General features: G+C 38.2%; 14 protein-coding genes and 2 pseudogenes. 4 read left to right on the top strand and 12 right to left on the bottom strand.

From position 1 onward, the window contains the following. Nucleotides 1-167 precede the first annotated feature (167 nt). The gene (locus V7112_RS15225) at nucleotides 168-737 is read left to right on the top strand and encodes a helix-turn-helix domain-containing protein (RefSeq protein ID WP_335421265.1); all 570 of its coding nucleotides are present in this window, start codon (nucleotides 168-170) and stop codon (nucleotides 735-737) included. A 79-nt stretch (nucleotides 738-816) separates the two neighbouring features. On the opposite strand, the gene V7112_RS15220 is transcribed toward V7112_RS15225, so the two are convergent. The 5 genes and pseudogenes from V7112_RS15220 to V7112_RS15200 form a co-directional block, all read right to left on the bottom strand. Next, nucleotides 817-1,215, bottom strand: a complete 399-nt coding sequence (locus tag V7112_RS15220) for a VOC family protein (RefSeq protein ID WP_335421263.1) — start codon at nucleotides 1,213-1,215, stop codon at nucleotides 817-819. A 45-nt stretch (nucleotides 1,216-1,260) separates the two neighbouring features. Beyond that, entirely contained in the window at nucleotides 1,261-2,148 is an 888-nt protein-coding gene (locus tag V7112_RS15215) for a DMT family transporter (RefSeq protein ID WP_335421261.1), read from the bottom strand. Nucleotides 2,149-2,210: 62 nt separating this feature from the next. Then, a complete protein-coding gene (locus V7112_RS15210) occupies nucleotides 2,211-2,972 on the bottom strand; it encodes a hypothetical protein (RefSeq protein WP_335421259.1) in 762 nt (253 codons plus the stop codon). Continuing rightward, nucleotides 2,969-3,376 carry a hypothetical protein gene (locus V7112_RS15205; protein WP_335421257.1) on the bottom strand — a complete coding sequence of 136 codons (408 nt, stop codon included), beginning with the start codon at nucleotides 3,374-3,376 and terminating at the stop codon, nucleotides 2,969-2,971. Before V7112_RS15205 ends, V7112_RS15210 begins: the two co-directional genes overlap by 4 nt. A 482-nt stretch (nucleotides 3,377-3,858) precedes the next feature. Beyond that, nucleotides 3,859-4,503, bottom strand: a pseudogene (locus tag V7112_RS15200) (DsbA family oxidoreductase); the annotation flags it as partial. Nucleotides 4,504-5,202: 699 nt separating this feature from the next. Here V7112_RS15200 and V7112_RS15195 point away from each other — a divergent pair. Continuing rightward, complete coding sequence (locus tag V7112_RS15195; RefSeq protein WP_335421256.1) at nucleotides 5,203-5,424, top strand: hypothetical protein; 222 nt, start codon at nucleotides 5,203-5,205, stop codon at nucleotides 5,422-5,424. A gap of 125 nt (nucleotides 5,425-5,549) precedes the next feature. Here V7112_RS15195 and qoxD read toward each other — a convergent pair whose 3' ends face one another. The 4 genes from qoxD to qoxA are packed head-to-tail and all read right to left on the bottom strand — an operon-like array spanning nucleotide 5,550 to nucleotide 9,330. Further along, entirely contained in the window at nucleotides 5,550-5,831 is a 282-nt protein-coding gene (gene qoxD / locus V7112_RS15190; protein WP_335421254.1) for a cytochrome aa3 quinol oxidase subunit IV, read from the bottom strand. A 1-nt stretch (nucleotide 5,832) separates the two neighbouring features. Further along, nucleotides 5,833-6,429, bottom strand: coding sequence for a cytochrome aa3 quinol oxidase subunit III (gene qoxC, locus V7112_RS15185; protein ID WP_335421252.1), 597 nt, complete (start codon nucleotides 6,427-6,429; stop codon nucleotides 5,833-5,835). Then, a complete protein-coding gene (qoxB, locus tag V7112_RS15180) occupies nucleotides 6,426-8,375 on the bottom strand; it encodes a cytochrome aa3 quinol oxidase subunit I (RefSeq protein ID WP_335421250.1) in 1,950 nt (649 codons plus the stop codon). The genes qoxC and qoxB overlap by 4 nt, the downstream gene beginning before the upstream one ends. Before the next feature lie 58 nt (nucleotides 8,376-8,433). Then, a complete protein-coding gene (gene qoxA, locus V7112_RS15175) occupies nucleotides 8,434-9,330 on the bottom strand; it encodes a cytochrome aa3 quinol oxidase subunit II (protein WP_335421248.1) in 897 nt (298 codons plus the stop codon). Nucleotides 9,331-9,773: 443 nt separating this feature from the next. Between qoxA and V7112_RS15170 the strand changes: the two genes are divergently transcribed. Together V7112_RS15170 and V7112_RS15165 are read left to right on the top strand one after the other, a co-directional pair. Next, nucleotides 9,774-10,625: a VanW family protein gene (locus tag V7112_RS15170; protein ID WP_335421342.1), complete on the top strand. Its 852-nt coding sequence runs from the start codon at nucleotides 9,774-9,776 to the stop codon at nucleotides 10,623-10,625. A gap of 142 nt (nucleotides 10,626-10,767) precedes the next feature. Beyond that, nucleotides 10,768-11,118 carry a hypothetical protein gene (locus V7112_RS15165; protein WP_335421246.1) on the top strand — a complete coding sequence of 117 codons (351 nt, stop codon included), beginning with the start codon at nucleotides 10,768-10,770 and terminating at the stop codon, nucleotides 11,116-11,118. Here the strand turns inward: V7112_RS15165 and V7112_RS15160 are convergent, their stop codons facing one another. The 3 genes and pseudogenes from V7112_RS15160 to V7112_RS15150 form a co-directional block, all read right to left on the bottom strand. Next, nucleotides 11,119-11,727 carry a flavin reductase family protein gene (locus V7112_RS15160; protein ID WP_335421244.1) on the bottom strand — a complete coding sequence of 203 codons (609 nt, stop codon included), beginning with the start codon at nucleotides 11,725-11,727 and terminating at the stop codon, nucleotides 11,119-11,121. It abuts the gene before it with no gap. Nucleotides 11,728-11,741: 14 nt separating this feature from the next. Beyond that, nucleotides 11,742-12,671 (bottom strand): ring-cleaving dioxygenase, encoded by a 930-nt coding sequence (locus tag V7112_RS15155; RefSeq protein WP_335421241.1) that lies wholly within the window; start codon nucleotides 12,669-12,671, stop codon nucleotides 11,742-11,744. 287 nt (nucleotides 12,672-12,958) lie between these two features. After that, nucleotides 12,959-13,404: pseudogene (locus tag V7112_RS15150) on the bottom strand (flavodoxin). Nucleotides 13,405-13,451: the final 47 nt, after the last annotated feature.

The following is a 13,451-nucleotide window of genomic DNA, read 5'->3' as shown; positions in this document are numbered from 1 at the left end:
CTCATGTGTAAATGATTTTACTTTACTTTCTTCTGAAATCTAGTGTTATTGCATATGAAATCAACAATGCTACGCAAAGTAGCAGAGGTGTAAACATATATATCTTGTTTTTAATATACCCAAAAGGATAAGCTTAACCTATCAATCTAACATGGAGGAACCGATTTATGACTTTAGCAGAAAAATTGAAGCAGATGAGAAAAAATGCTTCCTTATCACAAGAACAATTGGCAGAAAAATTGTGCGTATCTAGACAGGCGATTTCAAAATGGGAAAGTGGCAGAGGTACCCCCGATGTTGAAAATCTGCAAAGCGTCGCAAAACTTTTTGGTGTTAGTGTCGACTCCTTATTAGGGGATGGGACTCTGTCAACAGAGATCATTAAGGAGAAAATTGATATTTCCCAATACGAAAAAACGGGTAAGGCTAGATCAAAATACGATGCAGTGGTCAGAGAAAAATACCCACATGCAACGGCAATCCGCCCTCTTGTCAGAAGAAAAAAATTAAACCGTTGGGAATCAATAATCGATTTCATTGTGCAACCCGGTGTACTTGCAGCGGCTGATTCATTCAATGATATGACATCTTATTATCTTGTAGAATTACAGCATAAACGAATGCTTGTAAACGTAACAAAGGAATTTATTGAAAGTCAGGATCTAAATGGTGAATTTAACGGTAAAAAGCGTGTAATTGGGGATAATCTGTTCATTAAAGCACCCTATACTCTCTAATATAGGATGCTAAAAATAAAATAAGTTGGGGTAGATAAAAAAGACATTCTTACCTACTCCAACATCATTATTTATGAATTTAAAGAAGAGTTAGTTGCCAGGAAACACCGAAGCGGTCATTAATCCAACCGAATTTTTTACTGAATCCATAATTGCCTAAAGGCATTAGTTCTCCCCCACCTTCTTTTAGCTGTTGATAGATGGAATCAATCTCTTCTTCCGTACTGCAAGTCAAGTAGATTGAAAATGAAGGCGTAAAGGTAAACTGATGCTTTATATTGCTATCGATGCACATGAACTCTTGCCCTTTTAACGTGAAAGTTGCATGCATGACGGTTCCTTCGTCACCCCCAGGTTGATTTGGTCCATATTTCACAATACTTGTTATCTCTGAATCCTCAATAAGTGAGGTATAAAAATTCATCGCTTCCTCTGCATTGCCTTCTTGAAACATTAAAAATGGTGTAACTTTTTCCATGATTATAATCTCCTTTATATTTCAATTCTTACTTTTTAGTATACCCTATAGTGCTTTATCAAGGTCACTCGATACGTTTATTCGAGATTCTTGAGTACTTTTACTATTTACAATCCATATCCCTACTAATACAAGTAAAATCCCCGCTAACGTAATTAGGCTTAAGTTTTCATCTAAAAGTATGTATCCTGAAATAACTCCCACAATAGGTACAACTAATAGAGAAGTCGATGCTTTGCTAGCTTCTGTACGCCTCAAAATATGATTCCACATCACAAAAGCAAGGGCCGAGGCAACAACTCCAGAAAACATAATATAAACTACTGGCATGAAGCCCCAATGTGATTCACCGGTTTCAAATGAAAGTGTATATACCAATAAACCTACTGCTCCAATCGTCATCTGCCAGGTGGTGAATTGAACGGTATCACAATGTTTTAGTTTTAATTTAAAAAGCAAGCTAGCTATCGCCCAAGAAATTGCCGAGCTTATCGCTAACAACACAATCCAAATAGATCCTCCAAAATGAATGTTCATTGCAAGAAATAATCCGGCTATGCCTATCATAATTCCGAACGTCTTTTTTACTGTCAGTCGTTCACCAGGTATCCACCTATGTGCCATAATTGATAGAAAAAGTGGCATACTGTAGGTCAGAACAGAAGTAAGTCCTGCACTAATATAGTTAAGCGAAATTTGAATAGCAATATTAAAATAAGTAGTTTGGAGCAGTCCACATAGGACGAACCACTTGAAATCAGATTTGTTCGGAAGCGGAATTTTTTTTATGAAACATAGGCCTAGAAGGACAATGGAGCCGGTCAGAAATCGCCAAGCTGCAAATTCGCCCGGGGGAAAAACACCGTTTCCTAATTTCATGATAACAAAATTAAATCCCCAAATTAGACAAAGAATGGCGATAGACATATACATAAGATGGAGCCTCCCTTCCTTACACCCAATAAGGGAACCTTTTAATTTGATCCTTTACCCTACTATTCTTCCATATTAATATACTCAAGCTGTTCCTCATCTAGATACATGACGGGCTGCAAATCAATACCACTCCATGAACCTCCACCATTATGAGATTTATTGGCATCTTGCCTTTCATGCTCCTTGTTATATGGAAGCCATCCTAAATACACATCATGTAGCACAGGGAAATAATCATTAAAAAATGAATCTGGTTGCCGAGCTTCCTCCACTCTTATTGTTGTTTCCATTACTTTCTGCCATTCATTCGGAAGTTCAATAATCCCATATGGTTTTTCCTCAAAATCAAGGATTGTCTTCATTTGCAGTCGAGGGTAATAGTTATCTATTCCTTCTATTCTATGATAATTTCGATTGCGAATATAATACAACTCTCCATAGCTTAGATGATCATCAGGGTGTATATTCCAAAAGACCCTGTAGCTGCTGGGGTCTTTACTATCAACCTTCAACAATTTTGGTGCACCATTGTCGCTTTCAGCCACTAGCTCCCATTTATGTTTTTCCCATATCCATAAGCTTGTTCCATATTTATTATCCTTTGTAATAAACGGTACATATACATGGCGATCATCAATTTCAAGCGTTTCAAGTATTTCAGTAGCCTCGGGGTCAGGAGAATATTTATTTAATTCTGCGAGAATTTCTTCTGATGACAGGAAGCTACTTGGCTTTGCTAGGTAAAAATAAAATACAAAGGCTACAGCACATAAAGTTAGAGCAATACCAACAATCAATTGAACTTTTCGTTTTCTTGTCATTCGTGTTTCACCCCTTCTAGAAATGAATCATCGGAGCGAAAATAATATTGTTTTTTAGAAGTTGCGATTAATAGACCTTTCCCATCTTCTTCAATGAAAATAGTTGTATGTAGATTGCTCCCCCATTTTCCTTGTATTCCAACCACTTGGTAAGGAAAACGTTCTTTCCTTGTATTCGGTTCACCAAGCATATATGTTTCCTCATACCATATATCACTAAAAAATTCGGTAATTTTCATATTAGGAAGTTGTTTATTTAATATATCCTTTTGCAATGTAACATCCTCAGCGGAAGGATGAGTATTAATAATTGTTACATTTTCCACATTAGAAATATAGGTTGAGATATTGTTAGGGGGATACAGTACATGCTGAAAGCCAATCGTTAAAAATGTCAATCCCAAAAAAATAAAGTTCCCTAAGAAACCCAACCATGCATACCTACGATACCTCTCCCATCGACCTTCTTTTGATCTAAGGAAAAAATAAAGAATCCAAACACCAAGCGGTAAGATCGGTATTTTTATGATTGTTTGAAACATATTCATATTGAAGGAAAATGAAAAAAGTCCAACCCATATTACAAAGATGACTTTCCAAAGTTTAATTTTCATCTCTTGCTTTCTATGAATTCTATAAGCAAGAACAGTAATTATTCCCCACCCTATTACTAAATAAATGAGAGAAATCAGATCTATGTCAAACTCAAATGGAAACATAATTGCTATCACCTCTTTTTCTTGTACCCTACTATATATTCGGAATGATGTACTCAATTCCTTTTTTAGGTAATTAAAAAAGTGCAAAACCATATCAGTTTTGCACTTCTTCCACTATATTTCTGTAGGCACAGCTTTCGTCTGTCCAAGTTAAACCTTGATTACTATGCTGGATTTTCTTCTTTCCAAACCTGTTGTAGTGCACCTAGGAATGTAGAAGTTGGCTGAGCACCAGAGATAGCGTATTTTTGATTGATTACGAAAAACGGTACGCCCGTTACACCAATTTGTTGGGCCATGGATTCGTCAATTCGTACATCATTCGCATATTGCTTTTCGTCTTGTAACATATCGAGCGCTGCTTGACGATCAATACCTACAGATTTTGCAAGATCAGCTAATAGTTCATGATCACTGATGAGTTTACCTTCTTCGAAATAAGAGTGTAGAAGAATCTCTGTCATTTCTTTTTCTTTCCCCACAGTTGCTGCAAACTTTGTAAGACGATGTGCATCAAATGTATTTGTGTGTTTCATACTATCAAAATTATATTTAAGCCCGACTTCTGCAGCCTGCTCCCCAACATTTTCATTCATTTGCTTTGCTTGTGCAACGCTTGTACCGTATTTTGAAGCAAGCAATTCATGGATGCTTTGTCCTGAATATGGCTTTGCATTTGGATCTAGCTCGAAGCTTTTGAATTCCACTTCTACTTGGTCGCGATTTGGAAATTGTGCTAGAGCTTCTTCTAAACGTCGCATTCCGACATAACAAAAAGGACAAACAAAGTCTGACCATACCTCAATTTTCATTTGGACACCTCATTTAGGTTATTTTTCACTATGGTAACACATACGATTGTCAAATGCTCTTGGGATGACTTCGGTTTGAAAAGGTTCCCCTGAAAATACTCTCTTCATGTCCTTAGCTCCTGTCTAAGACATTACTCCATACTTCTAACAACGATATGTCTCTGAAGGACTGTCTCAAAGACACTTCTCCCCAGTCCTGCCACCTATTTGTCTTCGAGAGCTTTTCTCAAAGACATTTAACCTCATTCCTGCCACCTATTTGTCTTTGAGAGCTTGTCTCAAAGACATTTAACCTTAGTCCTGCCACCTATTTGTCTTCGAGAGCTTGTCTCAAAGACATTTAACCTCACTCCTGCCACCTATTTGTCTTTGAGAGCTTGTCTCAAAGAGACATTTATCCTCAGTCCTGCCACCTATATGTCTTCGAGAGCTTTTCTCAAAGACATTTAACTTCAGTCCTGCTACCTATTTGTCTTCGAAACCTAGTTTCAAAGACAATTCCCACAAAACGTACTCTTGATTTGTCCACGACCCCGTCTCTCAAAGACTATCCTCATAACTCCAGTACCAATTATGTCTTCGATACCAATTAATCCAGCGATTCCTCCTGCCCAAAATACTATTTTTGAACATTTGGTGAAAAGTATTTGACAATTTTGTGAACAAGGTGAATAATTTATAGTAGGAGGATGAGGAAAAATGAAAACTACTATGCTTGAGGCTGTTAAGTATTTTGGGGGAACAGTACTTATTGCCGGTATCATTATTTTTTGTCTTGGATTCTTCGCAAGCGGTTCCAGTGTGTTAACACCGATCGGAATCGGAACGGTTATGGGGGCTATTTTCGTATTTTTAATGGGGTTATTTTTAATCGCTTCTGAAGAAGTGTTACTTAAGACACAAGGTGCAAAACAAGAATAAATAACATTCGGTTACTTATAGGCTTAGCCACTCAATCGGCTAAGCTTTTTATTTTGTCCAAATAAAAGATTTCATTCATTTCGCACATAAAAAAGAGTGCCTATAAAAGACACTCCTTGAATTTATTACATATCCCAAACAAGAATAAATAACGTACCAAAGATTGTAATTAACGCTATAAAAATCATAAAATAGACATTCGCGTAAATTGCCCATTTATCCTTTGTTTCACCTGCATGCATGAAGACGATCAGTTGCACCAATGCTTGCACAAACGCTGTAACAATGAGTATTGTTATGCCTGCCGTAAAGGACAAGTCAAGGAAGTACACGGCAAGTGCAATAACTGTAAGGAGCAATGAAAAGACAAAGCCCATTATTTGTTTTGCTGGAAATAGCTCTCTCATATTACATCATTCCTTTCAAATAGATGAAGCTGAAGATGAAAATCCAGACAACATCTAGGAAGTGCCAATACAATGAAAAGATGAATGATTTACCAGCAGTCTCTGGAGTTAAGCCTCTTTTTCTAATTTGGAGGATAATCATAGTTCCCCAGAATAATCCAAAGGTTACGTGAATTCCGTGAGTTCCTAACGTTGTTAGCAACATCGCTGTAAATGCACTTGTTTGTAAACCAGCTCCTACATGGACATAGTGAACAAACTCATAGATTTCAACACCTAGGAAGGATAAACCTAGAATCAATGTGATTACGAAGAAGCTCATCATTGCCTTAACTCTGCCTATGCGCATTGCATGAACTGCAAGACCAATTGTAAAACTACTCGTTAATAGTAAAAATGTTTCGATTAACACAGGTGTGATCTCAAAAATCTCTGCACCTGATGGACCGCTTCCGACGCGGTTCTCTAATGTAAAATACGATGTAAACAAGGTTGCGAAAAGCATGATTTCTGCACCAATGAAAATCCAGAAACCAAAAATATTTAACTCGTTATGGTGCGTACTATATTCAAGAGGTTGCGAGTGTCCTAGTTTCATAGTTTAGCACCTCCAAGTTTTTCTTCTGTTTCTTTTATTTTATCAACTGGAATATAATGTCCAGGATCCTTTTCAAATGAACGGTATGCCATACATACAAAGATAGCAATTGTTGAAATAATCAACAGTGTCCACATTGCAAATACGAAGGAGAAGCCCCACACAAAGAAGATGCTACTTAAGATAAATGGAAGCCCGCTTTTGTTAGGCATGTGAATTTTTTCAATTTTGCCTGGGAACAGCTTATGCTTTTTCTTCTTGTCATCCCAGAATGGTTCGCTTGAGTTCACATTTGGAGTTACTGCAAAGTTATACTCAGGAACTGGTGTATGTGTTGCCCATTCTAGTGTACGTGCATCCCATGGGTCACTACCGATATCTCTAGATGCGTAGCGAATGCTGTGGTAGATGTTATACACAATTAGAGCAAATCCAATTGCCATAATACCCGCACCGATGAACGAAATCATGTTCAATGGACCAAAACCAGTGCTTTCAGAATATGTGTACATACGACGAGCCTGACCGTCTAATCCTGAAATGTACATTGGGAAGAATGCAAGTACAAATCCGATTGAAAGTGCCCAGAACGTCCATTTTCCAATACGTTCACTTAGCATAAATCCGAACATTTTTGGCCAGTAATATGTGAGTGCAGCAAGCATCGCAAATACAACACCTGGAATAATTGTGTTATGGAAGTGTGCCACTAAGAACATTGTGTTATGGTACTGATAATCCGCTGCTGACATCGCAAGCATTACCCCGGTTACCCCACCGATTGTGAATAATGGAATAAACCCAATTGAGTAAAGCATTGGAACTGTCATTCGGATCTTACCTTTCCATAATGTAAACAACCAGTTAAAGATTTTCACACCAGTCGGAACAGCAATCAACATAGTTGAAATTGAGAAGAAGCTGTTCGATGCAGCCCCTTGCCCCATTGTAAAGAAATGGTGCGCCCAAACTAGACATGAAAGTACTGAGATGATGACCATTGAACCAACCATTGATTTGTAACCATATAGGTTTCTTCCTGAGAAGGTAGAAATGATCTCACTGTAAATACCGAACGCAGGTAGGATTAAGATATATACTTCTGGATGCCCCCATACCCAGAATAGGTTAGCCCAAAGCATATCCATTCCACCGTTTGTACTAGCAAAGAAATGTGTTCCAAATAGACGATCCATTGTTCCCATTGCTAACAAAACTGTTAAAATTGGAAACACTGTTACGATAATGAGGTTAGCAATTAAAGTAGACCATGTGAACATTGGCATTTTCATCAATGTCATACCAGGTGCTCTCATTTTTAAAATCGTAGTGATCATATTGATACCTGTCATCATTGTACCAAGACCTGAAATCTGCAGTGCAATCATATAGTAGTTTGTACCAACTGATTGACTGAAATCATTGCCAGCAAGTGGGAAATATGAAGTCCATCCTGCATCAGGTGATCCCCCAATTACAAAGGAGATATTAAATAGCATAGCCCCCATAAAGAAGAGCCAGAAGCTAATTGCGTTTAAACGTGGGAATGCCACGTCACGCGCACCGATTTGCAAAGGTACAACGTAGTTCATAAACCCAATGATAAATGGCATCGCCATGAACATGATCATGATAACACCATGAGTTGTAAATATTTCATTATAGTGCTGTGCGTCTAACAGCTTTGCTTCCGGTGTAGCTAACTGTGCACGCAACATAACTGCATCCACCCCACCACGGAAAAGCATAATCAAGGCGGAGATTAAATACATGATTCCAATTCGTTTATGGTCAACGGTTGTTAGCCATTCGCGCCATAGATAACCCCATTTTTTAAAATAGGTTAAACCAGCGATAATACCGATTACGGTAAGTCCAATTGCGACCATCGCTGCATAGATGGCTGGACTAGGATGTGGTATAGCAAAACGTTCAAAGAATTCCATCCGTTTGTTACTCCTTTCAATTGAAGTGAAAATTCGGCGTTCAAAATTTATTTAAAAATTAATGACTCTCATGCTCTGTTTGATCTTCCTCGTGAACCTGATGATCTTCTTTGGCATCACCTGATCCGTGGTTATGCTCCGGCGGTGGTGCGAACTCAAGGTGAGTTCCAGTAAACGTCATTTGACCAAGGTGTCCTGGTTCTAAAATCTCATCAAATTTTTCTTCAGTAATCGGCTTCGCAGTTTCTTTAACCTCGTCTACCCATTCTTCAAAATCCTTTTGAGATACGGCGTTTACGCTAAATGTGTTTTCGGCAAATCCTTTACCACTGAAGTTTGCGTTACGTCCCATTAATTCACCCTGCTCATCAGCAGCAAGATGCAAAGTCGTAATCATATCGGCCATCGCGTATTTTTGCCCGCCAAGTTGTGGAATCCAAAAGCTTGTAATTGGCCCGTAAGAATACAATCTGAATTCAAGTGGTCGGTCTGTTGGAATGTATAGGTAATTGACTGTTTCAATATCCTCTTCCGGGTAGCTAAAATGCCATTTCCAGTCTGAGGAAGAAGCATAAATCACCAATGGTTCTTGGTCTTCGTAGCCTATTGGTGCAGACTCGACAATGTAGTTACTTTGAACAGATACAACTGAAAGATAACCAACGATTAAGATTGGAATCCCGATACAAATTGCTTCAACCCAAGGATTTCCCTCAATATGTGGTGGCTCGTAATCCTCTGGCATTTTTGAAGCTCGATATTTCACAAGCATATATACTAACAATACGAAAACGACAATAATCACTACTGACATAATTCCAATTGAGAGTAGGATATCATGGGCTTGCCTCTCAGCTTGTGGACCTTTTGGGTCTAAGACCATTAATGGTTCACATCCTGTTAACACTGTGGCAATAGTAATAACCATTGATAAGAAAAACCATTTGATTTTCATAAAAGTACTCCTTTCCGAATGGATGCTCTTATTTCACAACTATGTACGTCATACCGAAATTGTGTACAACTTCACAAAGTTGTCAAAAATTTTTTAGCTACTCGTTTTTTTTGTAATATGTTGAAAACTATAGCTAAAGTTTATTTTGTAAAATAATTTCTTAAAATCTTTGTCACTGTGTAAATGATGATAACATCAAGCTCCTTGAAAAGTTGTTACAGAAAAGGGAAGGAATTTTTTGTAAAAAGAAAATCTTCTTAGCATAAACGCCTTAACCCCTGATGTGATGCATATCACAGGCATTTTCCCGTTTTTGAACATTTTGTTACAATATTAATTTTAAAAAATTCCCGCCATAATTTAATGGAATTATGAATATCCATCCATACTATAAAAAAGAATGATTCGTAAAGGTGGTGGGGACTCTGAAATTATTATGGGCTATGATGCTTTTCTTTTCTGTACAGCAATTTCATCCTCAGGATAATCTGTACATTACCTATAAAGGAAATCCGATTGCCACGGTGAATCGGGCTGAATATTCTCTTCCATTACTCGGTGTTCCTGCATTGAACACGAAAAAATATTCTGATTTTCTAACCTATTTAGATGAACAGGTATACGAGGAAGCAAAGGACGCAAAAATCGGAAAAACGGGAGAGATCGTTAAGGAGCATGTTGGCGTAAAATTAAATAAGGATAAATTTACGAAGTTATTTTACACTACTTTTTTTGGAAAAGGGGATTTCCTTGAGGTACCGATTGAGCGAATTTATCCACGAGTTGACAGTGAACTTTTATCCACAATTCGGGTAAAAAGGATTGGGCAGTATGTGACTCATTTTAATTCATCTAATAGAGAACGTTCGACCAATATTGCTCTTTCAGCCGCAGCTATCGATAGTTATGTGCTCTTTCAAAATGAAACCTTCTCATTTAATAAGGTCGTCGGAAAGCGAACCGCTGCCAGGGGCTATCAGCCGGCCCCCGAAATCATTAGAGGTGAACTGATTGAAGGGATCGGAGGTGGGATTTGTCAAACCTCCTCCACCCTATTTAATGCCGTTGACCTAGCGGGGGTTGAGATTATTAAGCGCTATTCCCATAGTAAACGTGTTGGCTATGTGCCTCCGGGACGCGATGCAACAGTTAGCTGGTATGGGCCTGATTTTCTTTTTAAAAATACATATAATCAGCCGATTTTAATTCGGGCAAAGGTGCACGGAGGAACACTTATCGTAACCATTTATTCGTCGGAGGATATCAATTATGCACCACGAAAAATTATCCCTTAGGCCAATAAAGGATAAAACAACACGACACAATAATCAACCTGGGTGAATATAATAGAATAGGGTCATGAGGACAGGTTCCTTGTCCCACCATATTTTTACTCAGGACAAGGGACCTGTCCCATAGTTTATGGAGGGAGTGTTTATGAATAAGGATAAAAGGGATGCCGTTATTTCCTCTGCTGCCAATAATATAGTGAAAAAGACGAACTCGACTTTAGATACTTTTCAATATAAACCACCTAACAATAGCGGATCAATCTTATCGATAATAGGTGGTGTCTTAGCTACGGCGGGAGACGCTTTGTCAGCTATTGGAGACTTCATTCAGCTAAATATAGATGTTTCTGAGGACTTTCAAACACAAGTTGAAAATTTTAAATCGGATCAAGAGAAGAACAAGATGCAGGATGAGATTGATGATCTTCAGGAAAAAGTGAAGCAGCTTGAGGAAATGATTAAGAAGAACCAAAACCAAAAGAGAGACCAATCCTAATTACTTTGGTCTCTCGATTTCAAACACTTCTCCTATTTTTGCATAATAATTGCCCGCCAAACGACTTACCGCTCCTAGTTTTTCTCGATCAATCCGTCCCACGCTATAAAGCTCCTCTTCAACATGAAACTGGACAACTTTTCCAATCAACAAATCACAACCTGGCATTTCCTGTCCGCCTAATTCAATTGCCTGTTCTAAAACGCATTCCATTCGGATTTTGGCTTCCTTAATCCCAGGTACTTTTATTTGTGTACTTTCGACTGGTGTTAGCCCAGCAAGTTCAATTTCACTTTCATCAGGCGGAAGATTTGCTGCCGTTTGATTTATTTTTTCTACATTGTTTTCGTCAACGATATGAACGACAAACTCTTTTCCTTCTATAATATTTCTAGCCGTGTCCTTCATGATCCCCTCTTTTCGTTGAATCGATAATGAAATGAGAGGTGGATTGGATGATACTATATTAAAATAACTAAATGGTGCGCCGTTTAGCGTACCTGTCTTTGATTTTGACGTTACAAATGCAATTGGTCTTGGGATAATGCTTCCAATTAACAGCTTATAATTATCTCTTTCTGAACTTTTACTTGGATCAATTGAAATCATTGCTCTCTCTCCTTCTAATCCAGACTTCGTATTTCAAACGGGAGTAATACATCTTTTATTTTTTGACGATGTTGTTCATATTGTGGAGGAAGCTTTAATTCTGAACCCATTTTTTCATATTCCTCATCGATGCCAAAGCCCGGAGGATCTGTTGCAATTTCAAAGAGAATTTCTCCGTGTTCTCTAAAATAAATCGCATTAAAGTAGTTTCGATCCCTTACCGTTGTTACCCCGTAGCCATGTTCGCCAATATATTGTTGCCACTCTATTTGCTCTTCGTCATCCTTCGCACGCCATGCAATATGGTGAACTGTTCCAACACCCATTTTACCTTTTTCTCCTGGAGTTCGTTTTACATCAATCACATTTCCAATGTCGCCTTCAGCTTTAAAGCGAATAAAATCGCCATCTTCACCTAAACGCTCTAGACCCATAATCGTTAGAAGCTTTTCTGTTTTTTCAGGCTGTGAGGAAAATAAAATCGCACCTCCAAAACCTTTAATGGCAACTTCAGAGGTTATTTCTCCAATTTCCCACTTATTGTGTGCTCCTTCTTCCCGTTCTACAATTTCAAGATGCAGTCCGTGGATATCATCAAATTGGAGATATTGCTCTCCAAAGCGTTCTGTTTTCTCATATGAAATATTGAATTTAGTCAATCTTGATTCCCAAAAAGATAATGCACCTTTTGGAACAACATAAGTGGTGATCCCAACCTGACCATCGCCAATCTTTCCTTGATGCGCATTTGCCCATGGGAAAAAGGTAATTATGCTGCCTGGGCTACCTACATCATCTCCAAAATAAAAGTGGTACGTTCCTGGGTCATCAAAATTAACTGTTTGTTTTACAAGACGAAGTCCTAAAACACCAGCATAGAAATCAACATTCTCTTGAGGATGTCCAACAATCGCAGTAATATGGTGAATACCTGCTGTTTTCATAGTTTCTCTCTCCTTTTTCTTTTATTTTCAACAGTTTAGGGCGGAATATTCGCTTCGATATATCATCTTAAATTAATTTATCTTGAATTCAAGATAATAGTAAAATAAAAATCACTCTTTGTCAATATATCGGACAATCGCGGCCGGATATCACCAATTCAGCGATTTATCAGACATTGCTCGAATTATATCGGACAAAAATATCAATATATTGGACAAACCCCAAATTCCCCTCCAGAAAACCAACAAAAGGCCCCCTCTGGAATGAGAGAACCCTTCTAGTGTTACTAGTCGTTAAGCTTTTCGGCAAATTGTCTGCCAAATTCTTTGCATATCAATTCGTCTTGATGGTTAGGTGTAAGTTCGACTTTTAATGGATCTGCAATGACGCTAGCTCCACGTTCTTTTAACTTGGCCACTAGTAAGTCGACAGCGCCGCCATAATTCGAGTATAGTGTGCTACCAGATCCGAACACAGCCCCTTTTTTAAAATGAAAATCAAGATGGTCCATTTCGTCATAAAAATCTAGTAATTCATCGGGGAGCTCTCCCTCCCCCCAAGTATAGCTACCAATGTAATTCCATCGTAGTTAATAAGTTCTTCGGGGTCAATTTCAAAGCACTCTTTGACGTCCAGTTGGACCCCTTTTTCCTTTACCCCTTCTGCAATATACGTTGCCATTAATTCTGTATTCCCCGACATGCTTGCATATATGAGAATGGCATTGTTCAAGGCTATCACCTTTTTCTTTAGTTGTTCGCTTTCTTTTTAAGAGGATG

This window comes from Bacillus sp. JJ1566 (assembly GCF_036962685.1).
Taxonomy (GTDB): Bacteria; Bacillota; Bacilli; order Bacillales; family Bacillaceae_L; genus Ferdinandcohnia.
The sequence above is the reverse complement of the archived record's forward strand: the minus strand, read 5'-3'. Positions and strand labels throughout refer to the sequence as shown.

What these genes read in the sequence shown, in the direction of transcription:
- V7112_RS15225 (WP_335421265.1), top strand. Translation starts at nt 168, where the DNA reads ATGACTTTAGCAGAAAAATTGAAGCAGATGAGAAAAAATGCTTCCTTA.
- V7112_RS15220 (WP_335421263.1), bottom strand. Translation starts at nt 1,215, where the DNA reads ATGGAAAAAGTTACACCATTTTTAATGTTTCAAGAAGGCAATGCAGAG.
- V7112_RS15215 (WP_335421261.1), bottom strand. Translation starts at nt 2,148, where the DNA reads ATGTATATGTCTATCGCCATTCTTTGTCTAATTTGGGGATTTAATTTT.
- V7112_RS15210 (WP_335421259.1), bottom strand. Translation starts at nt 2,972, where the DNA reads ATGACAAGAAAACGAAAAGTTCAATTGATTGTTGGTATTGCTCTAACT.
- V7112_RS15195 (WP_335421256.1), top strand. Translation starts at nt 5,203, where the DNA reads ATGAAAACTACTATGCTTGAGGCTGTTAAGTATTTTGGGGGAACAGTA.
- qoxD (WP_335421254.1), bottom strand. Translation starts at nt 5,831, where the DNA reads ATGAGAGAGCTATTTCCAGCAAAACAAATAATGGGCTTTGTCTTTTCA.
- qoxC (WP_335421252.1), bottom strand. Translation starts at nt 6,429, where the DNA reads ATGAAACTAGGACACTCGCAACCTCTTGAATATAGTACGCACCATAAC.
- qoxB (WP_335421250.1), bottom strand. Translation starts at nt 8,375, where the DNA reads ATGGAATTCTTTGAACGTTTTGCTATACCACATCCTAGTCCAGCCATC.
- qoxA (WP_335421248.1), bottom strand. Translation starts at nt 9,330, where the DNA reads ATGAAAATCAAATGGTTTTTCTTATCAATGGTTATTACTATTGCCACA.
- V7112_RS15170 (WP_335421342.1), top strand. Translation starts at nt 9,774, where the DNA reads ATGATGCTTTTCTTTTCTGTACAGCAATTTCATCCTCAGGATAATCTG.
- V7112_RS15165 (WP_335421246.1), top strand. Translation starts at nt 10,768, where the DNA reads ATGAATAAGGATAAAAGGGATGCCGTTATTTCCTCTGCTGCCAATAAT.
- V7112_RS15160 (WP_335421244.1), bottom strand. Translation starts at nt 11,727, where the DNA reads ATGATTTCAATTGATCCAAGTAAAAGTTCAGAAAGAGATAATTATAAG.
- V7112_RS15155 (WP_335421241.1), bottom strand. Translation starts at nt 12,671, where the DNA reads ATGAAAACAGCAGGTATTCACCATATTACTGCGATTGTTGGACATCCT.